The 25,324-nt window shown below is 47.6% G+C and carries 22 protein-coding genes; 16 read left to right on the plus strand and 6 right to left on the minus strand.

The window, feature by feature from the left end; all coding sequences use genetic code 11:
• Nucleotides 1-104: 104 nt before the first annotated feature.
• From FYJ84_RS06375 to FYJ84_RS06390, 4 genes are read right to left on the minus strand one after another with little or no spacing between them, the layout of a single operon-like run.
• Nucleotides 105-1,055 (minus strand): hypothetical protein, encoded by a 951-nt coding sequence (locus FYJ84_RS06375; protein ID WP_154406765.1) that lies wholly within the window; start codon nucleotides 1,053-1,055, stop codon nucleotides 105-107.
• Complete coding sequence (locus tag FYJ84_RS06380) at nucleotides 1,052-2,746, minus strand: hypothetical protein (protein WP_154406766.1); 1,695 nt, start codon at nucleotides 2,744-2,746, stop codon at nucleotides 1,052-1,054. The genes FYJ84_RS06375 and FYJ84_RS06380 overlap by 4 nt, the downstream gene beginning before the upstream one ends.
• Nucleotides 2,747-2,763: 17 nt before the next feature.
• On the minus strand, nucleotides 2,764-4,473 hold the full coding sequence (locus FYJ84_RS06385; protein ID WP_154406767.1) for an ATP-binding protein: 1,710 nt from the start codon (nucleotides 4,471-4,473) through the stop codon (nucleotides 2,764-2,766).
• Nucleotides 4,474-4,488: 15 nt separating this feature from the next.
• Nucleotides 4,489-5,073 (minus strand): hypothetical protein, encoded by a 585-nt coding sequence (locus FYJ84_RS06390; RefSeq protein ID WP_154406768.1) that lies wholly within the window; start codon nucleotides 5,071-5,073, stop codon nucleotides 4,489-4,491.
• A gap of 511 nt (nucleotides 5,074-5,584) precedes the next feature.
• On the opposite strand from FYJ84_RS06390, the gene FYJ84_RS06395 reads away from it, so the two are divergent.
• Nucleotides 5,585-6,877, plus strand: a complete 1,293-nt coding sequence (locus FYJ84_RS06395; protein WP_328596346.1) for an IS110 family RNA-guided transposase — start codon at nucleotides 5,585-5,587, stop codon at nucleotides 6,875-6,877.
• 65 nt (nucleotides 6,878-6,942) lie between these two features.
• Here FYJ84_RS06395 and FYJ84_RS06400 read toward each other — a convergent pair whose 3' ends face one another.
• Nucleotides 6,943-7,410: a hypothetical protein gene (locus FYJ84_RS06400; RefSeq protein WP_154406770.1), complete on the minus strand. Its 468-nt coding sequence runs from the start codon at nucleotides 7,408-7,410 to the stop codon at nucleotides 6,943-6,945.
• Nucleotides 7,411-7,906: 496 nt separating this feature from the next.
• Between FYJ84_RS06400 and FYJ84_RS06405 the strand changes: the two genes are divergently transcribed.
• From FYJ84_RS06405 to feoB, 11 genes are all read left to right on the plus strand, one after another.
• Nucleotides 7,907-8,314, plus strand: a complete 408-nt coding sequence (locus FYJ84_RS06405; RefSeq protein ID WP_154406771.1) for a hypothetical protein — start codon at nucleotides 7,907-7,909, stop codon at nucleotides 8,312-8,314.
• Nucleotides 8,315-8,408: 94 nt separating this feature from the next.
• Nucleotides 8,409-9,206, plus strand: a complete 798-nt coding sequence (locus tag FYJ84_RS06410; RefSeq protein ID WP_277009071.1) for a response regulator transcription factor — start codon at nucleotides 8,409-8,411, stop codon at nucleotides 9,204-9,206.
• A gap of 153 nt (nucleotides 9,207-9,359) precedes the next feature.
• On the plus strand, nucleotides 9,360-10,178 hold the full coding sequence (locus FYJ84_RS06415; protein ID WP_154406772.1) for an HAD-IIB family hydrolase: 819 nt from the start codon (nucleotides 9,360-9,362) through the stop codon (nucleotides 10,176-10,178).
• A 201-nt stretch (nucleotides 10,179-10,379) separates the two neighbouring features.
• Entirely contained in the window at nucleotides 10,380-11,249 is an 870-nt protein-coding gene (gene pheA / locus FYJ84_RS06420) for a prephenate dehydratase (protein ID WP_154406773.1), read from the plus strand.
• 69 nt (nucleotides 11,250-11,318) lie between these two features.
• On the plus strand, nucleotides 11,319-12,350 hold the full coding sequence (gene aroF, locus FYJ84_RS06425) for a 3-deoxy-7-phosphoheptulonate synthase (protein WP_154406774.1): 1,032 nt from the start codon (nucleotides 11,319-11,321) through the stop codon (nucleotides 12,348-12,350).
• 41 nt (nucleotides 12,351-12,391) lie between these two features.
• A complete protein-coding gene (locus tag FYJ84_RS06430) occupies nucleotides 12,392-13,615 on the plus strand; it encodes a hybrid sensor histidine kinase/response regulator (protein WP_154406775.1) in 1,224 nt (407 codons plus the stop codon).
• A 261-nt stretch (nucleotides 13,616-13,876) separates the two neighbouring features.
• Nucleotides 13,877-14,833, plus strand: a complete 957-nt coding sequence (gene nadA / locus FYJ84_RS06435; protein ID WP_328596347.1) for a quinolinate synthase NadA — start codon at nucleotides 13,877-13,879, stop codon at nucleotides 14,831-14,833.
• A 68-nt stretch (nucleotides 14,834-14,901) separates the two neighbouring features.
• On the plus strand, nucleotides 14,902-16,086 hold the full coding sequence (locus FYJ84_RS06440; RefSeq protein WP_154406776.1) for an L-aspartate oxidase: 1,185 nt from the start codon (nucleotides 14,902-14,904) through the stop codon (nucleotides 16,084-16,086).
• Nucleotides 16,083-16,940 carry a carboxylating nicotinate-nucleotide diphosphorylase gene (nadC, locus tag FYJ84_RS06445; protein ID WP_205764128.1) on the plus strand — a complete coding sequence of 286 codons (858 nt, stop codon included), beginning with the start codon at nucleotides 16,083-16,085 and terminating at the stop codon, nucleotides 16,938-16,940. Before FYJ84_RS06440 ends, nadC begins: the two co-directional genes overlap by 4 nt.
• 3 nt (nucleotides 16,941-16,943) lie before the next feature.
• Nucleotides 16,944-17,480 (plus strand): transcription repressor NadR, encoded by a 537-nt coding sequence (locus FYJ84_RS06450; RefSeq protein WP_154406777.1) that lies wholly within the window; start codon nucleotides 16,944-16,946, stop codon nucleotides 17,478-17,480.
• A 401-nt stretch (nucleotides 17,481-17,881) separates the two neighbouring features.
• Nucleotides 17,882-20,230, plus strand: coding sequence for a ferrous iron transport protein B (gene feoB / locus FYJ84_RS06455; RefSeq protein ID WP_154406778.1), 2,349 nt, complete (start codon nucleotides 17,882-17,884; stop codon nucleotides 20,228-20,230).
• A gap of 134 nt (nucleotides 20,231-20,364) precedes the next feature.
• Here feoB and clpX read toward each other — a convergent pair whose 3' ends face one another.
• Nucleotides 20,365-21,651 carry an ATP-dependent Clp protease ATP-binding subunit ClpX gene (gene clpX / locus FYJ84_RS06460; RefSeq protein ID WP_154406779.1) on the minus strand — a complete coding sequence of 429 codons (1,287 nt, stop codon included), beginning with the start codon at nucleotides 21,649-21,651 and terminating at the stop codon, nucleotides 20,365-20,367.
• Nucleotides 21,652-21,932: 281 nt separating this feature from the next.
• Between clpX and rpmE the strand changes: the two genes are divergently transcribed.
• From rpmE to prmC, 4 genes are all read left to right on the plus strand, one after another.
• On the plus strand, nucleotides 21,933-22,130 hold the full coding sequence (rpmE, locus tag FYJ84_RS06465; protein ID WP_154406780.1) for a 50S ribosomal protein L31: 198 nt from the start codon (nucleotides 21,933-21,935) through the stop codon (nucleotides 22,128-22,130).
• Between the two features lie 184 nt (nucleotides 22,131-22,314).
• A complete protein-coding gene (locus tag FYJ84_RS06470) occupies nucleotides 22,315-23,208 on the plus strand; it encodes a DUF1385 domain-containing protein (protein WP_154406781.1) in 894 nt (297 codons plus the stop codon).
• A 105-nt stretch (nucleotides 23,209-23,313) separates the two neighbouring features.
• Entirely contained in the window at nucleotides 23,314-24,384 is a 1,071-nt protein-coding gene (prfA, locus tag FYJ84_RS06475; protein WP_154406837.1) for a peptide chain release factor 1, read from the plus strand.
• 1 nt (nucleotide 24,385) lies between these two features.
• On the plus strand, nucleotides 24,386-25,318 hold the full coding sequence (gene prmC / locus FYJ84_RS06480; RefSeq protein ID WP_235901378.1) for a peptide chain release factor N(5)-glutamine methyltransferase: 933 nt from the start codon (nucleotides 24,386-24,388) through the stop codon (nucleotides 25,316-25,318).
• The last annotated feature ends 6 nt before the right edge of the window (nucleotides 25,319-25,324 follow it).

Below are 25,324 nucleotides of genomic sequence, written 5' to 3' on the forward strand. Positions count from 1 at the left end.
AACTGTTTGTCATGTTGTTTAGCCATTCTGAAATCCTCCTCAAGATAGGTACATATATTGTACCATGTCATGAACTTATTTAGGATTTCTCATTTTGACTTGTACTATTTATATTCTAACTCCAAGTTATTTCTCAAATTTCTAATAGCAATCTCATAATAATTTGGTGCTACATATTTTGCTCCTTTTATAAAGCCGACTTCTTTTATTTCATCTATGATAGCATCAAAATCTTTAGATGCAAAGACATTATTATCCAACAATAACAAATGTCTTTTTTCTCCGAAACGCTCCCTTGTATCTTGTATTCGATTCAATAAAGGAATGTGAGATTTATATTCAGGTTCAAGTTTTGGCACAACACAGAATGCACAGTGATTAACACAGCCTCTTGTCATGTAACCATAGTATCCATCATGTTCAGGATAAACATAATCTATCTCTTCCAATATAGAATAGTCTAATGGTAATTGCTCTATGATGATATCGTTGTCATCAAGCTCTCCACCTTTGTCCAATAATCCTACGATAGGTTTGATGCCTGTTTCTTTTTCAATCTCTTCTGGGACAACAGAAGCGGCAATACCACCAACAAAAACTTGACTTTCATCTTTACAAAACTGTTTGTAGTAATTTATCGCATCTACGGTTTTCTGCCAATAGAAGGTAAACAAAGTTGTTATGCAAACTCTATCCCACTGTGGGTATTGCAAATACTTTTTCTGATGAAAATATTTTCTATATGCTTCCAGTGTTCTTTTTACTAGAGGATATTGAGAATATTTTAATAAACTGTCTAATTTCTGCTGCCCACCTTTTGTAATGTATTCTACAAGTTCGTCCCAAAGAGTGTTCCACCTTACTGTTGGCTCATTGTTGTTTAAATTTTCCAACAGTAACTTCATGGTTTCATTAATGGCAAAATCTTTATCTGTACCCTTGTAAAAAACTACTTCGTCCCCAAGCATTCTGTGATAAGTCGCCAATTTCATAAGACTTAATGGTGGATATTTATTTTTATAGTTTGGTTCTATAAGTAGTATTTTACGTTTCATCTGTTGTTCTTTAGCTCCTCATGTATTTTTCTTACCAAATCTGTTGCTTCTTCCGCAATCATATTTTTGTAAATTACATCATAAATTCTTGAAATGATTTTTCTTGTCTTTTTATCATAACAAGAAAGTTCTTCTGTTAAATATTTAGTTTTTTCTTTTTTATCTGTTGGTTGTGTAGTTGTGTATTTTTTTGAAGGATGTGTAGCTTTTGTAGCATTAGTAGTTGTGGTAGGATTTTCAGTTTCAGTAGAAGTATTTGTTTCATTGATAGTCTTGTAGGAACCAAAAGCTTCTTCAACTTTATCCATATCTACATTTTTGTCGCTCTTTATGGCATTGACAATTTTGGCTACGGCAGAGTTCTTATCTTTATTAGCTTTCGTGTTATACTTTTTTATTGTAGCTAACCCTTCCTTGGCTTTTTCTTTTGCTTTAGCCAATTCAGCTTCCATTTGGTTTTTGTTTTCAGGTGAAATAAATCTGGTTTGTAAACTTTCATTATACTTTTCTTGTAACTTTTCAGCTTTATCAATGTTGTTATAGCTACTATTGATTTCACTACCGGCTTTATAAAGTTTTGACAAGCCTTTAAAATACTCTCTTAACGCATCTTCCAATTCTCTAACTTCTATTGTTTCATTAAAATAATCTCTGCGGGCATTAGGACGCAACTTTGGCGAAATCGTATGAATTTCTCCCATAAAGTAACTGTTGCCTCTAGTTTCTTTAAAAAATTTTACCAAAGTAGTTTTATCGCCAATCTGAATATTAAACTGTCTTAATCTCAACCCTTTGTAAGGATTGCCCATATCGTTTATTGCCCCCTTGAAGGAAGAAATAGCATACCAAATCCAAGCAATGGGGTTTCCTTTAGTGTCATATATGATATCGGTCTGTACGCCTTTTATGTCATCTAATCTCTTTTTTTCTTTGCCTGCCATCTTGTAAATGGCATTAGGATATTCTTTGGAAATATAGTTCAATTCACCATCTTGTCTTCTGATGCCTATATCATAACAATGAATAGGTGGAACTTCTTCATTGTTTTTTACAAAATTGTAAATTTCACTTCTGAATAGAAATGTTTTCTTAAAATCAACAGGGGCAACTTCTGAAATATACTGCTTTATATCCTTATAGTCAAGTAATTTATCATTTCCTTCTGTAATTCCAAGCATTTGAACTTCAAAGTAATGAGCATCTTCATCTGCTTCTTTTGCTTCATAAGTAATAATTTCGTCTAAAATAGCTTCTGCTGACATATGATTTTTAGAATCCCAAAAGATTTCCTGTAGCCTTTTTGCGTTCCAAATCATTGTGGTTTCTACTTTTTCTCCACGGAAACTTGTAATAAATCTAAGTTCATTACAATAACCAATGCCACCTAATCTGCCAATACCTCTAAAACCTTTATTTTGTCCCTGTACTTTTTCAGAATCAGCAACGTCACCCAGGCGTTTTTCTACTTCTTTTACAGAAATACCATTAGCGTTATCTCTTATAAAAATATTACGTTTTTTTTCATCTATGGTAATGATAACTTCTAATTTTTCATCAGGAAAAGAGTTCTTCTCTTTAGCAACATCTATTTGGTCACAACTATTTTGCAAATACTCTCTGTAAACAATTCGTGAATCATCATACATTGCCTGTGTCAGATTTTCCAAGACACCTTTGCCAATCTTGCTCATAAATATCTCTCCATCTTTTATTTAAACTGCTTGTAAATAGGTTCAGGGAATCGTATTTTTAATAAAGAGTTAAAACAGAAACTTTGAATCATATATTGTCCTGGCTCTAAACGTGTCATCATGTTTTGATAAACCTTTGGTATATACTTGTAGTTTGACTTGGAAACTTCAATAGCGTTTGTCCTTCCATAAGCGAAAGAACCGCAGTTGCCTGAAACCCTATTGTGGATAGCACTCATAAACTGCTCTGCTCCGAACAAAACTACGCCTAAAGAACGGCCACGTTCTGCTACCTCTAAAATCTGGCGGCAAATAGGTGAATTTTTAGCACCTTCGGAAGGTGCATATTTGTTAAGCTCGTCCATAAAGATTATGATTCGAGAAGGTGGCTTTTTGCCATCCTTTGGTTCAGGTTTTACGCTAAGCTGATAATCCATAATTTCTCTAACTGTTGTACCGAAGACGAATGCTTGCATATCAGAATCGAGTTTTGCTATGTCAATTACATAAACATCATTAGCGTTAATGTTTTTTATCATATCGCCAATACGAGCTTCTCCATCTTGGGTTGAACCAAACAGAACATTATTAGAGATAGATTTTTTTATTAAACGATAGAATTTACGCCATGATAATACCGGAATTTCTTTATCCTTCTTGCTTGAACCTCCACCTGCTTCCTGCATGGATTCAACTTCATTTATGAAGCGGTGCCATTCTTGAATGTTTTTAAAACCACCCTGACCACTAATAATGTAGTTAATAATGGAATCAATTGTCTGATTTGGGTCATCAATGTTAGAAAACATCATATCTAAGTTTTGTTTGTCTTTGTTGTAATCAAACTTGTACTCAAATGCCTTTTTCTGTGATTTTTGCCTTTTCAATCTTTCAGGTGGTACAAAGCTGTTTTTATGGTTATGGTCAGATGCAGGATAGAGGTAAGTTACGTTTTTAAATGCCTCTTGCGTTAAACCAAGATTTTCATACTTTTTCAAAACAGTTTTTCTGTCGCACATGCTTTGCTTAAAGTCATTCATTTCATCTATTGCCAAAAGGTCATTTCCTTTTACGTTAAAAGCAACAATTGCTACGCCGTTACTATCTTCATCTTCATCATCAATAGTATTTTCTGCATCAGCAATATATTTGTCCTGGATAGCTTTTAACAGAAACATAGCATAGGATGTTTTGGCAGCTAAGCCTGAAATGCCGCTAATATTCAAATGAGCCCCTTCTGGTCCAATCAAGAAGTCGGCACTCAAATGAACAGGTAAAATCTCTTTTTTGCCATGATTATCTTTATCGTGTACTTCCAAATAACCACATACAATAGGATTCTTTACTTTATTTAAGCCTAAAGCGGTGATAATTTCATCCTTGTTAGCCAAATATACCTTTGAGTTACTGATGACAGGAGAATCTATATTATGTGAATTTCCTACAACTTTTACTTTGACATAGTTCATACCAATTCGATAAGTAGAATCTTCAATTTCTGTATCACCAAAGTCATTGGAAATAAAACTGCTCAAAAAGCTTGCGGAGTCAGTAATATGAGAAATTTCTTCAATAACACCATAAGTTGTACTGTCATTTAAATGTTTAACTTTCACAACATCAAATGGGCGTAAAATGGTTTCAGGTTGTGTCCAAAAGTGAAAACTATCTATTGTAGTAGGAACTTTTTCTGTGGCAATAACTTTACCGATTGGTTTGTTTGGCATAACTATTCTCTCCCCTTAAAACAGTTTTAAAAAAGTATCATTAAAAATGTATTTACTTTTAGCAAATAATTCTGTCACATATACAGGATACAAGTGATTTGCCCATCTGCCATCTTTGCCATAAGCAACAGGGTTTCTTTCCAACAAAAGCCATGCAGAAATTCTGTCTATAATCTCTGAATCTATGCCATCTTGTTTTTCATCTTCCTGAATAAGTTTTTCGATTTTTACAATACCATCGAAAACATTTTTTGTATATTTGCTATCTCTAAGTCTTAAATACCAAACACAGAAAGATACTCCTTCACCTGAAATTTTAGAGCGGTAACAATAAGCAGGTGTTCTTTCGTTCTTTTTCAATCCTGCAACAATGCTGGAATTTGTACCTCCGCCCTTCACTTGACACATAGTTGGATTAAACGATTTAGAAACTCCAATAACATATTGGTACGCATTTTTCATTTTGGCATCCGTCAAATCCATACTTCTGTTATTGGTTGCCTTATATTCCAAGGAGCCATCTTTGATTAAATACGCATCATCTCTTATTTTTCCCTCTTTTACTAATTTTAAAACTGCTTTTTTCTCTTGTTCAATCATATAATCTTGAATTTTTGCAATTCCTTTATTTTCAAACTTTTCGCCCCTATCAAGATTATAGAGAAGGATATCGTCTAATTTTAAATTTCTCTTTGTTAAGTTTGTACTTTGGTTCAGTTTTCCTAAAAGTTTGGTTGCTTCGATATCTTTGTTAAACTCACTCGTATAATAAGTTTTGTAAGCAAGATATCCGCCTTGTATGCAAAACTTATTTTTCTTTTTACAACTAAATATTTTTCTATGAAATTGGATTTCCTGATGCTACAATAATCAAAGAGATTATGCGGCAAAGGCAACGTCTTTCACTCCTCGCAGCATCTTTGTATGACTGCTTAATTAGCTTGACGCCTGCCTTAATCGTCAAATACTGCTTACACAGGTGTTGCAGCCCTGGGCGAGAGCACTACCAGCAAGCATTACTCTCACAGGTGACTGCTTATTAGCGAGGGTGCAGTCAGCGATTAAGATCAGGATAATCCTTGCCCATCATCCATCACTAGCCGGAAAGGTGGTGTTTACTTTGAAGAAGGCGGATCTTCTTTCTACTCTATTTGTCGGTATTGACATCAGCTCAAGGGAAAATGTTGTGGCCCTCATGGACTTTGAATCCACTAAGCCAATTGCATCTTTTGCAGTGCCCAATAATGAGCCAGGTGCCGAGAAAATGGCTAAGAAAATATCAGAGTTTTTTACACCTGAAAGTGGTCTTCGTAGACTTGTAATCAGCTTGGAATCTACATCCTTTTATGGAGTGCATATCGCCAATTACTTGTCTACATGCCGCATCCTTATGCCATTTCACACCGAAGTGTACTGTTTAAATCCTAAAAGTATTGCCAACTACAAGAAGTCCTATATTGGGCTTGGCAAAAACGACTACGTTGATGCATTCATCATTGCCGACTTTGCCCGTGTTGGCAGGATTACTACTAAACCATGGCGCGGTTGCCAGTATCTCGCTTTGCAAAGGCTGACACGCCATCGCCTTCATCTGGTCAAAGCCCTTACAAGGGAAAAGACCTACATGCTCTCTAATATATTCCTCAAGTTCAGCGAATTTACCATGCTGGATGCAGAGGAGCAGCCATTCTCCAATGAGTTCGGAGCTACAGCATCTGCGGTTCTTACCGAATTCCTCTCTACTGAAGAGATTGTTGACATGCCTATGGAAAAGCTTGTTGAATTCATCTGCGAGAAAGGCCGCAATAGATTTACAGATCCTCAGAAAACAGCCAATCTCTTGCAGGCAGCTGCAAGAAATTCCTATCGTCTGGATAAGTGTCTGTATGAGCCTCTTACAGTCGCAATCGCCTCATCCTTCACCATGATCTCTACATACAATGCGGAAATCAAGAAGGTTAATAAGGCTATCGAAACAACCATTAAAGGGCTCAATCCAAATGCTTTCCTGTCGCTCCAGTCTATCCCTGGCGTTGGCCCGGTTATGGCTGCAGGAATCATGGCTGAAATCGGAGACATACACATTTTTAAATCTCAGGAATCGTTAGCCAAGTATGCTGGCCTGGTATGGCGTGAAAACCAATCCGGTCAGTTCAAAGCTGATGATACACCCATGAGCAAGGCCGGTAACTCCTATCTTAGATATTATCTACTGGAAGCGACCAGCCATATTAGAATCCATTGCCCCGAATACGGGGAATATTACTCCAAGAAATACGCTGAGGTGAAAACCCATCAGCATAAACGTGCACTCGCTCTCACAGCTCGTAAAGCCATAAAGTTGATTTTTGGATTGCTGGCCAGGAATCAGCTCTACTCCAGAAACAGAGTAGGCCAAGCATAATATTTACAAACATGCCTTTGGGATTTTTGCTTATAATCCTGAAGGTTTGTTAAGTGCACTTTATTTCAAGAATTTGCTTCAAAAACTTTTGAGAAAACCTGTTGACATATTACCAGGTTGCTAACAATGGCACCGGTCGGAATACAAATAACAAGTTTTCGTTCAAAAAACTCTGTCATCATTTTTTTATTAACACGTTTGCAACAGCTAATACCTACTTGTCCTGCCAATATTGGATAGACATTTTCTCTTAAAGCTATATCATCAATTTTGTAAGTGTGCCTTGACCCATCTAAAAAGTATTTGAACCATGACTCTTCTTGAGAATTCCGAAGTATTTCTACCAACCCTGTCAAATCTTTTGCCTTTTTTATATGCTCTGATTCGCCATATTCTTCCCATTCTACTTCCTGGTCAGAATCATATTCTACTACTGAATTATTTTGAGTATCATAACAAAACTTGTGTGATTGATACCTCTTGCTATGAAGCTTTTTGGTGGCTTCTATAAATGTGTCCATAACTCCATTCATGTTCTGTGCCCCTTATATCCTATATATGTTCTTAGGTAAAAAGCTATAATAGACTTTTTTATTGTACTAACTCAATGATAATTTTAACACGATTGCTTTGTAAGGTCACTTAATTTTTATTCTATGAAAAAATTTTTTCAGTAAAACTATGGGAAGTGTCAGTTTTTCTGTTGATGGCTTTACAGAAGTTACGACATAAAAAGATTATAATTCGCCATCGACAGTTATCTTTATCTTATTAGTAGTACGTAGCAGTCAGATAGCATTTAGTGCTACGTGAGAGAGTATTTTTTAGCCTATAATAAGTTTATTATCTGGGTGATTTGGTTTATAATATTGACGTGAGAGCTTTGGAACGGTGCGGATTAGCTTACTGCAAAGAATATAGATGAGGACATCGACTGTTGCAGGAAATAAGGAATTATTAGCTGTTAAAGAATGGGAATGAATAATGAGAAAACATACAATACGCATTAAATGGAGTTATCCAGTGCTTTTGGAGAATATCGATAATGCAAAGTTTAAGGAATATAATGGTGTATATGCGATTTCTCGTGTCTGGGGCGAGAAAACTTCTGAACCGCAGAAGGAGAAGCTTTTGTATATAGGCAAGACTGAGAGAAGCTTCGAACAGCGTATTTTTGAACATACCCAGTATAAACTGGCTGACAAGCGTGGAAATATGTATGTGCGTTTTGGTATTATACAGAATGAATTTCCCCCGGAGGTTTTGGATGACATTGAAAGTGCTTTGATATGTAGCTTACAGCCGGAATTGAATCGCTCCAAGATAAAAGAGTACACATATAAGAGCGATTATTTTGTTTATATAATCAATGAAGGGTATAGAGGTGTCGATGTTATTGCCAAAGAGATTGATGCAAAGCTTCAATTTTATGAATAGAGGTAAAATTCTGCGTAGATTTTAAGAATGCCTGTGATATGGATGGTGCACAGATGCTCCGGCATCGTATTAATAAAAGAAAAGGGGTGGCAATGTGCTGAAAATAGCCATTGTGGAGGATGAGGAAATCATCCGCATGGGGCTGGCGTATACGGTAGACTGGCAGTCCATGGGGGCGCAGGTGGTTGGCGAGGCGGCAGATGGCCTGGAAGGGCTGGAGATAGTGGCGGCAGCCCGGCCTGATGTGGTGCTGACGGATATCAGGATGCCCCGCATGAACGGGCTGGATATGGCAAAGGTGCTGGCGGAGAAGCATCCGGCAGTCAAGGTGGTGTTCCTCACCAGCTATGCGGATTTTGAGTATGCCAGGCAGGCGGTGCGGCTGAATGCCTGTGATTATCTCCTGAAGCCGGTGGATGAGGGGGAGCTGGCAAAGGTTTTGGCCAGGCTCCATGAGGAAATGGCACCCCGGGAGGCCGGGGGGCATGGCGGCGGCGCAGATGATGCCGGGGCGGAGACGCTGGTGGACTGGCAGGAGCTTTTGGCACAGGAGGGGCTGAATGCCTATGTGCGGCAGGTGCTGGAGAAAATCCAGGTGGAATATGCCTCAAGGCTCAGCATAGAGGATTGTGCTGAGGCCATGCAGGTCAGTACCAGCTATCTGAGCCGCAAGCTGAAGGAGGTCACCGGCCATACCTTTGGCACCCTTCTGGCAAGGTACAGGCTGCAGGAGGCGTTGAAGCTTCTGGATGATGGCAGGTACAAGGTCTACGAGGTGGCGGAGTACACGGGCTTCGGGGAGTACAAGAATTTCTGCCAGGTGTTCAAGAAGTATTTGCAGGTATCTCCCAAGCGGTATATGCAGGAACGGGAGCTGAAATTGTCGAAATGAAAAGGGGCACCGGCATTGACTTGTGAAACAGTGTTGTATGATGGTAAAATAGTGGTATATATTTGTGGAATAGTGTACAATTGTGTACGCTTGTGAGAAAGTATGCTGTGGTCAAGCGAGCAGTTTGAGATTTAGTTTTTAGGAGGCAGTTTGATGGGTAAATATAGTGATTATGTGCTGATTTCGGATATGGATGGGACACTGCTCAACTCTAAGCGCGAGGTTTCCCAGGAGAATCGGGAGGCTTTGCGGCGCTTTACGGAGGGGGGCGGCAATTTCTGCGTTGCCACAGGCAGGACGCCGGAGGACACCCGTAAGTTTTTGCAGGGGATTGAGATAAATACCTCCTGCGTGTTTTTTAACGGAGCCATGCTCTATGACTACAGGCAGGATAAAATTACAAAGGCTGTGACCTTGCAGGGGCAGAAATGGCGTGATTTTGCGGCCTTTGTGGTGGAGAATTTCCCGGATTTGTGCACTCAGGTGTTTACGGCAGAGGTCTGCTATGTGGTCAGCCAGATTAATCTGGAAGACCCTTTGTGGGAGAAGGCTACTTATGAGCATATTTTCTGCCCATTGTCTGAGGTGACGGACAAGGAATGGCTGAAAATCATGGTGCACGGTGAGCTGTCACTTATCCGCCAGATGGTGGCAGAGGCCAGGAAGATGGGCATGGACGAGATTTCCAACAACTTTTTTGCGGCGGATGTCTGCTATGAGTTTGTGGACAAGGAGGCTTCCAAGGGGCACATGCTGAAATACCTGCGCCAGCTGCCTGAGAACAGGGGCAGGAAGATTATTGCCCAGGGGGATTATGGCAACGATACCTACATGCTGCAGATGGCAGATACAGGCGTGGCCTCCGGCAACGCCCACGAGGATACCAAGGCAGCGGCAGATATTGTGGGGGTTACCTGTGATGAGCATCTGGCGGCATATGTTATCGGGCTGATAGACAGGGGCGAAATTTAAGTATTGGCTGCGGTGGAGCAGCTACAGAAAAAGTCTTTGCATGGTTCAATCTGAAAAAATTGGTGATAATCTGAAAACAATTTGAAAACAATTCTTGAATCATACGAAATCATAAGATATAATATAAGGTGCCTTAGTGCCAGTATCTTTTCGGGATGGCTGGCGGCAATAGCGCAGTAGTGTGTATGGGAGACATGTCAGATGAGCAAGATGGGATTTTTGGGGCCTCCGGGCACCCACAGCGAAGCGGCGGCTATTTATTTGAACAGCCTGCTGCCGGTGCGTTATGAGCTGGTACCCTGCGGCAATATTTACGAGGCGATTCATGCCGTGGAGCAGGGGGTACTGGATTCCTGCCTGGTGCCTGTGGAAAATTCCATTGAGGGCTCTATCAACATTACCCTGGATACCCTGGCTGGCAGCGACCATCTCTGCGTGGTGCGGGAGCTTATCTGGGGTGTGCACAACAACCTCATGGTGAAAAAAACAGAGGTTGAGGGGGTGCCTATCAGAAAGATTTTATCCCATTCCCAGCCCTTGTCCCAGTGCAGGGATTTTATCCGCTGCAATTATCCTTTGGCAGAGCTGGAGGCAGTGGCAAGCACGGCAATGGCGGCAAAGCTGGTGGCCGAATCTGAGCCTTTGGATGGCTGGGCGGCTATCTGCACCAGGCGGGGCGGTGAACTGAACGGCCTGGTGCTGGTGGCAGCCAATATTGAGGACAAGGACAACAACTGTACCCGGTTTTATCAGCTGGTCAGCAAGGACAAGCGGTCAAGGCTGGAGGATGATTATGGCAGGGCGGAGAAGTCACTGCTGATTTGCCAGATTGACGGCAAGGATGCCGGGCGGCTCTGTGAGATACTGATGGAGCTTGCCACCCGGGATGTGAACCTGACGAGGATTGAGTCCAGGCCTGCCCGGACCGGGCTGGGGGAGTATATCTTCTTTTTGGATGTGGAGATACCGAAGCGGCTGGAAAATCTGGAGGGAGCCCTGCAGGGCATCCGCCGCAAGAGCATCTGGCTCCGGCAGCCGGGAGAGTTTCCTGTGTTCAGGGCCGCCAATTAAGAGGCATGTATATTTTGTTCCAAGGAACGGAGCCTGCTGCGGGCAGGCTGTGATAGAAAGGGGATTTTTATGGTTGTTATTATGCATCCTGATGCAAGTGCAGAGAGTATCAAGGAAGTTATTGAGGCAGTGCAGGATTTGGGCCTGACTGCCAAGGTTATGGAGGGCGAGTCGCAGAAGATTGTAGGCGTTATCGGTGACAAGGCCAAGATGTGCTGCCTGAACGTGGAGTCCTTCAAGGGCGTGGAGAAGACGGTGAACATCTCCAAGAGCTACAAGCTGGTAAGCCGTGAGTTCCATCCGCAGCCTACCGTAATTGATGTGGACGGCATCAAAATAGGTGATGGCAGCCTGGTGGTTATGGCAGGTCCTTGTGCTGTTGAGTCCAAGGAGCAGCTCCTGGAGGCGGCTCAGATTGCCAAGGCCGGCGGTGCCCAGTTTATCCGCGGCGGTGCCTACAAGCCTAGGACTTCCCCTTATTCCTTCCAGGGACTGGAGGAGCTGGGATTGAAGTATCTGGCAGCTGCCCGTGAAGCAACCGGACTGAAGGTTGTTACCGAGGTTACCGAGGTGGAGGCAGTGCCGGTAGTTGCCGAGTATGCAGACGTGCTGCAGATTGGTGCCCGCAACATGCAGAACTTCCGCCTTTTGAAGGAAGTTGGCCGCATTGACAAGCCTGTTATGCTGAAGCGGGGCCTGTCCGCTACCCTGGATGAGTGGCTGAATGCAGCGGAGTACATCATGAGCGAGGGCAACAGCAAGGTTATTTTCTGCGAGCGTGGTATCCGTACCTATGAGACCTATACCAGAAATACCCTTGACCTGAGTGCTGTAGCTGCTATCAAGCATCTTTCCCATCTGCCGATTGTGGTGGATCCGAGCCATGGTACAGGCAAGTGGCGCATGGTGAAGCCTATGAGCATTGCAGCTGTGGCTGCCGGTGCAGACGGCCTGATTATTGAGATGCATCCAAATCCTGCCAAGGCATTGTCTGACGGGCCTCAGTCCCTGACGCCTGAGAGCTACAAGGATTTGATGCAGGATGTGCTGAAGCTGTCCAATTTCATGCATGAGTCCGGCATCAAGCCGCAGGAAATCTGATATTCTGATATATTGATATTTTTGTAAGGTGGCCTCATATCATGGAAGATAGAAATCCCAAGGTAAAGAACCAACTGAATACAGCGGCTGATGAAAAAAAGCGCATAGAGGAGCTGTGGCAGAATATTGATTGCCGCAAGCTGCTGGCACATATGAGTCATGACCTGCGCTCTCCCCTCAGCAACGTGCTGGGACTGACGGAGCTGGCACGAAACAAGTCTGATGACAGGGAATATGTGGAGTATTGCCTGGAGAAAATTGATGCCTCTGCGCATTTTCTGATGGATATGCTGACGGATGTGCTGTATATTATCCGGCTGGAGGCAGGGGAGAATAACCTGCGCAAGAGCAGCGTTGATTTGAAGGAGTTTTTTAATTCCCTGAGCGATACTGCCAGGGCAATGGCATACGAAAAGCGGCTGAACTTTTTTGCTCATTTTGATGAGCAGATTGTGCCGCTGGTGCGGACTGATGGCAGCCGTGTCCGTCAGGTGCTGCAAAATCTCCTGTCCAATGCGGTGAAATTCACGCCGCGCTTCGGCAGGGTGGATTTTTCGGCGAAGCTGCTGGAAGCTGATAATGACAGGGTGCGCATCAGGTTTACAGTGAAGGATACGGGTGTAGGGATTGCTGATGAGCTGAAGGATATTATCTTCCTGCCCCTGACTAAGGAATATCGCGGCAGTACCAACGTGTATGGCGGCTCCGGGCTGGGGCTGGCAATCTGCAAGCAGCTGGTTGACCGGCTGGGTGGTACGCTGGACTTTACCAGCAGCAAGGGAGACGGCTCAGAGTTCTGGGTGGTGCTGGATTTTGAGCTGGACAAGGCTGCCCTGCAAAGACAGTCCGAGGCTCCGGCGCAGGCGGTTGATTTTTCCGGGAAGTATGTGCTTTTGGCAGAGGATAACCACATCAACTGCGAGATTGTCAAAAGGCTGCTTACCCGTCGCGGCCTGACGGTGGAAACGGCTGAGAACGGTCAGGTGGCACTGAACAAGTACATGATGAATGCGCCCCGGACCTATGATTTGATCCTTATGGATGTGCGGATGCCCTACATGGACGGCTTGAAGGCTGCCCGCATGATCAGGGCCTCCGGCAAGTCTGATGCTAAGACTATCCCGATTATGGCCATGACTGCCAATGCCTATGAGGAGGATATTCAGCAGTCTATGGAGGCCGGTATGAATGCCCACCTGGTGAAGCCGGTGGAGCCTAGCGAGCTGTACCGGGCGGTGCAGAGGGCATTGAACGGCGAGCTGTAGTATCTCCTGTGGTATGGGTGGTGTAATCAATCTGCCTGATTGGCAGCAGAGAAACAAATAAAATACGCGTGATAAGCAGGTATGAGACTGAGTATACTGAGTATATATCAGGCTTTGTACCTGCTTTTTTTGCATGTTTACATGAAAACATTATATGTGTCTTGTCACATGCAGGTTAAAGTGCTATACTGTTCATTGTATTTTGTGCATGTATCTGATGCATATATCTTATATGTATTGTATGTGCTATTGATGTGATGTGTGTTATATGTATTTTATATGCTGCCTGAGGGCAGCGGAAATGGGGACGAGATGACAATTCAGGAAGAAATAAGGGCTTTGAAGGAGTCCAGGGATGCGGTTATCCTGGCGCACTACTATGTGGAGCCGGAGGTGCAGGAGCTGGCGGATTATGTAGGTGATTCCTTTTATCTGAGCAAGGTGGCGGCAGGGCTTCAGTGCAAGGTGCTGGTATTCTGCGGTGTTTCTTTTATGGGGGAGAGTGCCTGCCTTTTGAGCCCGGAGAAAGAGGTGCTGATGCCTGACCCGGCGGCGGACTGCCCTATGGCGCACATGGTGACTGAGGATGAGGTGCTGAAATACCGGGGCTATTATGATGACCTGGCCGTGGTGTGCTATATTAACTCCACTGCGGAAATCAAATCCTGGTCCGATGTATGCGTCACCTCCGCCAATGCGGTGGATATTGTGCGCAGGCTGCCTCAGAAGAATATCTTGTTTATTCCTGACAAGAACCTGGGACGCTATGTGGCAGCCCAGGTGCCGGAGAAAAATGTCCTGCTGGTGAACGGCTGCTGCCCGGTGCATCAGGAAATGCAGCTGGCAGAATTGCAGGCTCTGAAGGAGGCGCATCCGGAGGCGGCTGTCTGCGTGCATCCTGAGTGCAATGAGGAGGTTACGGCATTGGCTGACTATGTGGGCTCAACCTCCGGGATTATTAAATTTGCTTCGGCAAGCAAGGGGCAGGAGTTTATTATCGGCACGGAGGTTGGCGTCCTCTATAAGCTGCAGGCAGAAAATCCTGACAAGCGGTTTTATTTTGTTGAGACCACTCCTATCTGCCGTGATATGAAGCTGGTTACCCTGGAAAAGGTGCTGGCGGTGCTGAAGGATGGCGGCAGCAGGGTGACAGTACCGGCGGAGCTGGCGGAAAAGGCGAAAAAGCCTCTGGAGCGGATGCTGGCACTGGCAAAATAATGAAAACCTAAAATAGTATGCAGTCAAAGGATATGCACAAGGATATGGCACAAGGAGACGGATTGTTCATGGCAAAGGATATAAATGTTGATGTGGTAATTGCCGGTACAGGGGTGGCAGGGCTCTTTACAGCCCTGCACCTGCCTGCTGACAAAAGGGTGCTGATGATTTGCAAGGAGGACATGGAAAGCTGCGATTCCATGCTGGCACAGGGAGGCATCTGCGTTCTGAAGGATGCTGAAGACTATGATGCCTTTTTTGAGGATACCATGCGGGCAGGGCATTATGAGAACCGCAAGGAGAGCGTGGACATCATGATACGTTCCAGCCGAAATGTGATTGACCAGCTGCTGGAACTGGGTGTAAGATTTAATAAGAATGAAGACGGCAGCCTGATGTATACCCGGGAGGGGGCCCACTCAAAGCCGCGCATCTGCTTTCACGAGGATGTGACTGGCAAGGAGATTACGGAAACCTTGCAGCGCCGGGTGCAGGAGCTGCCCAATGTGGAAATCATGGAGTACACAGTCATGGAGGATATCCTGCTGCAGGATGGCTGCTGCGCAGGCCTGGTGGCAAGGGACAGCTCCGGCGATACCCTGCATATCCATGCCGGGGACACGGTGCTGGCCACTGGCGGCATCGGCGGCCTCTATGAGCACTCCACCAATTTCCCTAGCCTGACGGGGGATGCCCTGGAGGTGGCCAAGGAGCATGATGTGGCACTGGAGCATCTTGACTATGTGCAGATTCATCCCACCAGCCTCTATACGGAGCATGATGGCAGGAGCTTTTTGATTTCCGAGTCTGCCCGGGGGGAAGGGGCGATTCTGCTGAATGGCAAGGGGGAGCGTTTTACGGACGAGCTGCAGCCAAGGGATGTGGTGTCCAAGGCCATTCAGGCGGAGATGGACAAGGAGGGCAGCCGCCATGTGTGGCTTTCCTTTGAGAATGTGCCGCAGGATGTTATCCTTGAGCATTTTCCCAATATCTACCGCACCTGCCTGGAGGAAGGCTATGATATTACCAAGGAGCCTATCCCGGTAGTGCCTGCCCAGCATTACTTTATGGGGGGCATCCATGTGGACTCCGACTCCCGGACTACCATGGAGCATCTCTATGCGGTAGGGGAAACCAGCTGCAACGGCGTTCATGGCAGGAACCGCCTGGCCAGCAACAGCCTGCTGGAGAGTTTGGTTTTTGCCCAGCGGGCTGCAACAAAAATTGCTAGTGAAGGAAAGGATAGAAGATGAACGATATAACTATGCTTTTGGCAGCTGACAGGTTTATTCGGCTGGCGCTGGAAGAAGATATAAACAGCGAGGATGTGACCACCAATGCTGTAATGCCTGAGTACAGGAAGGGGCAGGTGGAGCTGATTTGCAAGGAAGACGGCATTATTGCCGGGCTGCGGGTTTTTGAGCGTGTATTTAAGCTGCTGGATGGGAATACCGAAGTACGCTTTGATGTGCAGGATGGCGACCGGGTAACCAAGGGGCAGCACATGGCAACTGTAGTGGGGGATATCCGCGTGCTGCTGTCCGGGGAGCGCACAGCCCTGAACTACCTGCAGCGCATGAGCGGCATCGCCACCTACACCAGCAAGGTGGCAAAGCTTTTGGAAGGTACAAAGACCACTTTGCTGGATACCAGGAAAACCACCCCTTGCATGAGAATTTTTGAAAAATATGCCGTAACAGTTGGCGGCGGGGCAAATCATCGCTATAATTTATCTGACGGGGTTCTTTTGAAGGACAACCATATTGATGCTGCCGGTGGCGTGAAGGCGGCTGTGCTGGCTGCCAAGGCATACGCCCCATTTGTCCGCAAGATTGAGGTGGAGACCGAGACCTTGGCGCAGGTGCAGGAGGCACTGGAAGCCGGGGCGGACATCATCATGCTGGACAACATGACCCCTGAGCTGATGGCAGAGGCGGTAAAGCTGATTGATGGCAGGGCAAAGACGGAGTGCTCCGGCAATATTACCAGGGAAAACATTGAGAAGATTACTGCTATAGGCGTGGACTACGTGTCCAGCGGCGCCCTGACCCATTCGGCACCAATTCTGGACATCAGCCTGAAGCATCTGAAAGCATTGGAGGAATAAGCTATGATGAGCGGAGCAGAACGCAGAAAGAAAATATTGGAGATGATGCGCGAGGCCTCTGCTCCGCTTTCCGGCGGAGCCTTGGGGAAGGCCACCGGCGTCAGCCGTCAGGTGGTGGTGCAGGATATTGCCCTGCTGCGCACTGAGGGGCATCCTATCCTGGCTACGGCCAGGGGCTACATCCTTGACCAGCCCAAGCATGCGGTGCGCCGGTTCAAGACCCATCATGCCACGGAGCGGACGGAGGAGGAGCTTACCCTGATTGTGGATCTGGGGGGCTGCGTGCTGGATGTGATGGTCAACCATCGTGTCTACGGCAAGATTTCTGCGCCCCTGAATATCAAGAACCGCCGGGATGTGCAGCATTTTATGGAAAACCTGCGCACCGGCAAGTCCACGCCTTTGCTGAATGTGACCTCCGGGTATCATTTTCACAATGTGTCTGCTGACAGCGAGGAAATCCTGGATGAGATTGAGGCGGCACTGAAGGAGCATAATTTTCTCAGCGAAATCTTCCCATACGAAATAGAAGCCATCTAAGGCATTGTTCATTGCCCTGGATAGCTTCTTGATAGTATTGATAATCTATATAGTTTTTGTATAATACTCCTTAGCAAGAGGTGTACCTATACGGTAGGCGGCAAATCCTGCCCCTGAAAGGGGGGCGCTATGTATGACTCTGTATGATTTTTTGTCACTGGTCTTTCTGGTGACGATTTGTATTGCAGCCATCAAAGCATAAGAAAACCGCCTAAATGCTTGCAGGCGTAGGCGGTTTCGTTGAAATAACCTATAGTCTTGGGGCTGCCGTCTATCGGTATGCCTCTTGTCTTTATTATATACTAGCAAGTGTTTTTTTTGCAAGATTTAATCCTGCCGGTCTTGTCAGGCATGGTATAATGGTTATACAAATAAATGCAAGTATAGGTTCAGGTGATGATATGTTTTTAGATGAATTGAAGGCCGGGGAGCGGGGACGGATTTTGGCCGTGGGGGGCGAGGGAGCCCTCCGCCAGCATTTTCTTGATATGGGCGTGGTGCCGGGTTCCAGGATTACGCTGGTGAAGTTTGCCCCTCTGGGGGACCCTATTGAGTTCCGCATCCATGACTACGAGCTGACACTCAGGGTGGATGATGCGAAGAAGATAACCATTGAGAAGATAGAGCCGGAGCAGGAGCAGGCGGAAAAGCCAAGGGCTCACAAGTCTAGAAGCCACCATCCAGGCCTTGGTGAAGGTGGCAAATATCATGTGAAGCAGGGGGAAAATCCTCTGCCGGATGACCAGGTGCTGACCTTTGCCTTGGCGGGGAATCAGAACTGTGGCAAGACTACCCTTTTTAACCAGCTGACCGGCTCAAACCAGCATGTGGGCAATTTCCCGGGGGTGACGGTGGATCAGAAAAGCGGCAGCATCCGGGGCCACAAGCTGACGAAGATTACGGATTTGCCGGGGATTTATTCCATGTCCCCCTACACCGAGGAGGAGATTGTGTCCCGGCAGTTTATCCTGAGGGAGCAGCCTACAGGCATTATCAATATTGTGGATGCCACCAATATTGAGCGCAATCTGTACCTGACCTTGCAGCTGATTGAGCTGAACCGGCCCATGGTGCTGGCACTGAACATGATGGACGAGCTGACGGAAAACGGCGGCTCCGTGGATATTAACGCCATGGAGTCCATCCTGGGGATTCCCGTGGTGCCGATTTCCGCTGTCAGGGGAGAGGGCATTGAGGAGCTGGTGCAGCATGCACTCCATGTGGCTCATTATCAGGAAACGCCGGGGCGCATGGACTTCTGCGATGCGGAGAGCCGGGGGGGCGCATTGCACCGCTGCCTGCACGGCATCATGCACCTGATTGAGGACCATGCCGCCAAGGCGGAAATCCCGGTGCGCTTTGCGGCTACCAAAATCGTGGAGGGCGACAAGAGGATTATGGATGCCCTGCAGCTGGATTTGAATGAGCGGGATATGATTGAGCATATCATCTGCCAGATGGAGATGGAGGGGGGCCTGGACAGGGCGGCGGCTATTGCGGATATGCGGTTTTCCTTTATCAAGCAGCTGGCAAGGCGTTCTGTCAGGAAGGCCAAGGAAAGCCGCCAGCACGAAAGGAGCCGCCGCATTGACAAGGTGCTGACGGACAAGTACCTGGCCATACCTTCTTTTGTGGCCATTATGAGCCTGGTGTTTTTCCTGACCTTCAATGTCATCGGAGCCTTTTTGCAGGATTTGCTGGCGGCTGGCATCGAAGCCTTGCAGGGGCAGGCGGATGAGCTGCTGGGGGTGCTGGAGGTCAATGCAGCCCTTAGGTCACTGGTGATTGACGGCATCTTTACCGGGGTGGGGACAGTGCTTTCCTTTTTGCCTATTGTGGTGACGCTGTTTTTCTTCCTATCCCTGCTGGAGGATACGGGCTATATGGCCAGGATTGCCTTTGTGATGGACAAGTGGCTGAGGAAAATCGGCCTGTCCGGGCGGAGCATCGTGCCTCTTTTGATTGGCTTTGGCTGCAGCGTGCCGGCCATCATGGCTACCCGTACCCTGCCATCCAAGCGGGACAGGCGCATGACGATTTTGCTGACGCCTTTTATGAGCTGTTCTGCCAAGCTGCCGATTTATGCTTTCTTTATTGCGGCATTTTTCGGGGAGTATGGTGCTATTCCCATGATTTTGCTGTATTTCGGGGGCATCCTGATGGGTATTTTGGCGGCATATCTGGGCAAGGTGACGAAGTTCAAGGGGGAGGCGGTGCCTTTCGTGATGGAGCTGCCAAACTATCGCATGCCCGGGATGCGGAATGTCATGCAGCTGCTGTGGGAAAAGGCCAGGGATTTTCTGGAACGTGCCTTTACGGTTATCTTTGTGGCCTGCGTCATTATCTGGTTCTTGCAGACCTTTGATTTCCGCCTGGACATGGTGGAAAATTCTGCTGACAGCATGCTGGCGGCCATTGCCGGGGTGATTGCCCCTGTATTTGCGCCGTTAGGCTTCGGGGACTGGCGGATTTCCACTGCGCTGATTTCCGGCTTTATGGCCAAGGAAAGCGTGGTATCCACCCTGGGAGTGCTGTTCGGCACAAATTCGCTGGCGGAGAGCGTGCTGACGCCTCTGGCCGCGGCATCTCTTTTGACCTTCTGCCTGCTGTATACCCCCTGCGTGGCGGCCATCAGCGCGGTGAAGCGTGAGCTGGGGGCAGGCTGGGCCCTGTGGGTGGTGGCCTTCCAGTGCCTGGTGGCATGGCTGGCGGCCTTTGTGGTGCATGGTATCGGCACGTTGCTGCTGTAAAATATAAAAGCCGAAAATATATGTAAAAATAAAAGCGTACAATAAAAGCATACAATAAAAGGCTGGTGCCCTCGTTGAAGGGGCATCAGCCTTTTGCTGTTTCATTTATTTTTTTTATCGCCCGGCAGGGAAAATCAGATTTCCTCAACAGCAGGTGCTGTATGGTTGTTGATGCAGTCCTCGGTGATGGTCACCCGGCGCGGTGCATCGGAGCGTGGAATATCAAACATGATATCCAGCATGGTGTCCTCGATGATGCCCTTCAGGGAACGGGCGCCGGTCTTTCTTTCAATGGCTTTCTTGGCCACGGCCCGGAGTGCCGCCTCATCAAACTCCAAATCAACCTTGTCCATCTCCATCAGCTTCTTGTACTGCTTGACAGGGGCGTTGCGCGGCTCCGTGAGGATGCGCAGCAGGGCGTCCTCATCCAGGGTTTCCAGGGTGCAGATAACTGGCAGGCGGCCGATGATTTCCGGGATGATGCCGAACTTCATCAAATCCTCCGGCGTTACCTGATGGATGAGCTGGTTGTACTCAGGCTTTTCGCTTTGTCCCTCAATCTTGGCGCCGAAGCCGATATTGGAGTCGGTTTTCTTTAGCCTCTTGGCGATGATTTTTTCGATGCCCACAAAGGCACCGCCTACGATAAAGAGGATGTTCTTGGTGTTGACCTTGATGGTAGGCGCCTCCGGGTGCTTGCGCTGGCCCCGGGCGGTGAATTCTACCTCGTTGCCCTCCAGCATCTTCAGCAGGGCCTGCTGCACGCCCTCATGGCCCGGGTCTGCCGTGATGGTGTTGTTCTCACCGGACTTGCGGGCAATTTTGTCGAACTCGTCCAGGTAGATGATGCCGTGCTCGCAGCGGCTTACATCCTTGTTGGCGGCGTAGTAGAGGTTGCGGACTGCCACCTCCACATCGGAGCCTACAAAGCCTGCCTCGGTCAGGCTGGAAGCATCAGTAACGGCAAATGGGATATCCAGCCTCTTGGCCAGATGGGACAGGAGGGCGGTCTTGCCGCAGCCGGAAGGCCCCATGATGATGACGTTGGACTTCTCGATTTCGTCCAGCTCGTCATCCTTGTGGTCAAAGCCGTACTTCATGCGCTTGTAGTGGTTGTAGATAGCCACGGACAGGATTTTCTTTGCCCTGTCCTGGTTGATGATGTACTGGTCCAGGTAATCCTTTACCAGATGTGGCTTGATGTTGGCCATTTCCTGGTCGATGCTGGCGGCTGCCTCTACCTTCTGCTGGTCCTGCTGGTCAGCCTCATGTGCCTCGATGGCGTGATAGATATCCTTGATGCAGTGGGCGCAGATGGCGAAATCAGAGCGCGGGTCGTAAATCGGCAAATCGTACTGTGACTTTGGCACAATGCGGCGCTTGCAGAAGCTGCACTGGATTGCTGGTTCGTTGTTTGACATAATCTGTTCCTCTCTATAAAAATTTGTTTTTCAGCTAATGGATGTGGTCATATCCCCACCTTATATATTATGGTGTATATGGGCTAAATTTTCAAGATATTTTTCTAATAATCTGTTGCACCTGCGTGGCGGCTATGATATAATATCACAAGTCGGATTTTTCGATCCGCGAAGTTGATTATTTCGGCTTTGCCCCATTGAGGGAAGCTAAGTCGGACCAAGTCTTCGCAGAGAGGACTTGTAATACTCCCAAGAATGGGGAAAAGCGAGGTGTATAGATAATGCAGAACGGTATTCATCCAGAGTATTTCGAGGCAAAGGTTGTCTGCGGCTGCGGCAATACTTTTACTACCGGCTCCACCAAGGCTGAGCTGAGAGTTGATGTTTGCTCCAAGTGCCATCCTTTCTTCACCGGCCGTCAGCGTGATATTGCAGCTGGTGGACGTATTGAGAAGTTCAACAAGCGTTACGCAAAATAAGAACTGGGGAGCAGGGCAGATGTCCTGCTCTTTTTTACTATGTGGATTTACCCTTTTTCGATAGAGATTTTTCCTTTTTATGATTTTGACAGGCTAAGATACGATATAGATTAGTATAGGGCTGTGTTCTTTTTTGTTTAGTGACGAGCTATAAAAGGTTTATTGCGAAAGGTTTATATAGATTATGGAAGAAAAGAAGATTACGATTGGCGGCCAGGCGGTTATTGAGGGCGTCATGATGCGGGGACCGGAGCTGGTGGCTACGGCAGTGAGAAATCCCCAGGGGCGCATTGAGCTGGAGGTAAAGCCGGTGAACTCCATTGCAGACCGGTACCCGATTTTTAAGAAGCCCATGCTGAGGGGCTGCGTGTCATTGTTTGAGTCACTGGTGATGGGCATCCGCTCCCTGGGATACTCGGCCCAGATGGCAGGGGAGGAGGATGAGCAGCTGACGGACAAGGAGCTGGCAGGCACCATGATTTTCGCCTTTGCCCTGGCGGCAGTGCTGTTTATCGCCATTCCTACGGGGGCGGCAAAGCTGTTTCATGTGATTACGGAGGACCCGGTGTTCCTGAATCTGATGGAAGGTTTTTTGCGGCTGTTTATTTTTATGGCATATATTTTTGCTATTTCCCGCATGAAGGATATTCAGAGGGTGTTCCAGTATCACGGGGCGGAGCACAAGACTATCGCCTGCTTTGAGGCCGGGGAGGCATTGACCGTGGAGAATGTGGCAAGGCATACCAGGCTTCATAAAAGGTGCGGCACTTCCTTTTTGCTGATTGTCATGCTGGTGAGCATTTTTGTCTTTGCCTTTTTGGGCTGGCCGGACCTGGCGGAGAGGATTGCCAGCAGGATTATCCTCCTGCCGGTGGTGGCAGGGATTTCCTACGAGATAATCCGCTTTTCAGCCAATTCGGATAACTGCCTGCTGGGCTGGGCGGTGAAGCCGGGGCTGTGGCTGCAGAAGCTGACCACCAGGGAGCCGGAGCCGGAGATGATTGAGGTGGCTATCGAGTCTGCCAAGGCGGTGCTGCCGGAGGACAAAATACCGGCTGGGACGGGCTCCTACAGATAGCAGCCCTAGATGATATTTGTGTGATTGTTTTGAGCAGTATTTTTGCGCAGGAGATTGTGATTTCATCAGCCGGATAGCTGGTGGGCAAGGGGAACAGATATGAACATGATTGATAAATTGCAGGCGGTGGAGGACAAGTTCCTGGAGCTGGAATCTTTGATAAGCGACCCCTCCGTGCTGGCGGATATGCCAAGGTGGCAGAGGTTCAACAGGGAGCATGCCGGGCTGGAGCCTATAGTGGCGGCATACCGGGAATACAAGGCTGTATGCAAGGCTATTGAGGACAGCAGGGCAATGCTGGATGAGGGCATCGAAGAAGATGATTTTCGCCACATGGTGGAGGAGGAGCTGGCAGAGCAGCGCAGCCGCAAGGAGCAGCTGGATAATGAGCTGCCGGTCTTGCTTTTGCCACGGGACCCTAACGATGACAAGAACGTAATCGTGGAAATCCGCGGCGGCGTAGGTGGCGAGGAAGCAGCACTTTTTGCGGGAGACCTTTTCCGCATGTACAGCCGTTATGCAGAGGCTCAGGGCTGGCGCGTCAGCATTCTTGACTCCAATCCTACGGAGATTGGCGGCTTCAAGGAGATTTCCTTTGCGGTGGAGGGAAATGGCGCCTATAGCAAGCTGAAATATGAGAGCGGCACTCACCGTGTTCAGCGTGTGCCTGTGACTGAGTCAGGGGGGCGCATCCATACCTCGGCGGTGACGGTGGCTGTCCTGCCGGAGGCTGACGAGGTGGATGTGGATATCAAGGCGGAGGAGCTGCGCATTGACACCTATCGTGCCGGCGGTGCAGGCGGACAGTATGTCAACAAGACGGAGTCCGCCATCCGCATTACCCATCTGCCTACAGGCATTGTGGTGCAGTGCCAGGATGAAAAGTCCCAGCTGAAAAACAAGGAAAAGGCCATGCGGGTGCTCCGTGCCAGGGTTCTAGAGCAGGCGCAGCAGCAGCAGGCGGATGCCATTGCCGCTGACAGGAAGAGCCAGGTGGGCTCCGGCGACCGCAGCGAGCGCATCCGTACCTACAATTTTCCTCAGGGCAGGGTAACGGACCATCGTATCGGGCTGACCCTGCACAAGCTGGATTTTGTGCTGAACGGGCAGCTGGATGAGCTTTTGAACGGGCTGATTACTGCCGACCAGGCAGAGAGATTGAAAAAGGTGCAGTAAGATGGCTAATATGGCAGAGCGGAATGAAATTAAAGGTGACGGTGGGCAGCAGGAGGTCTGGACCATCGGCAGGATATTGAAGTGGACAGAGGGCTACTTTCAGAAGGCGGGGCTGGACTCCCCACGGCTGGATGCGGAGGTGCTGCTTTCCCATGTGCTGAAGAAGGAGCGCATCTTTCTCTATGTGCATTTTGACCAGCCTATGGAGGCGGCAGAGCTGGCAGTCTACAAGGACTGCATCAAGCGCAGGGTGCAGCATCAGCCTGTGGCGTATATTACGGGGCACAAGGAGTTTATGGGGCTGGATTTCCGGGTGACACCGGCAACCCTGATACCTCGCCCTGATACGGAAATTCTGGTGGAGGCAGTTCTCCAGCGGCTAAAGGCAGGCACGGAGGCAGAGGGGAGCATGATTGCAGATATCGGCACCGGCAGCGGTGCTATCTGCCTGTCCCTTTTGAATTATCTGCCCCGGCTGCAGGCTGTGACGGTGGATATTTCCCCGGAGGCTCTGGCAGTGGCAGAGGAAAATGCCAGGGAGCTGGGGCTTTCGGAGCGGGCTGAGTTTTTGCAGGGAGATATGCTGGTACCATTGAAGGAGCAGTCAGCAAGGTTCTCTGGCAGGCTGGCGGCGATAGTTTCCAATCCGCCTTATATTCCACGGGGGGATATTGCCGGGCTGGCGCCTGATGTGAGGGCTTTTGAGCCTATAGGGGCGCTGGATGGCGGTGAGGACGGGCTGGATTTTTATCGCAGGCTGCTGGCTGAGGGAGCAGAGTTTTTGCAGGGGGATGGCTTTTTGGCTATGGAAGCAGGTATTCATCAGGCGCAGCAGCTGAAGGCTCTGGCAGAGTCCCTTCCCCAGTGGGGCAGGTGCGAAATCATCAGGGATTTGGCCGGGATTGAAAGGGTTGTGGTGCTGTGGAAGAAGTAGCTGGCA

Origin of the sequence: Anaerovibrio slackiae (assembly GCF_009695585.1) — a bacterium.
Taxonomy (GTDB): Bacteria; Bacillota; Negativicutes; order Selenomonadales; family Selenomonadaceae; genus Anaerovibrio; species Anaerovibrio slackiae.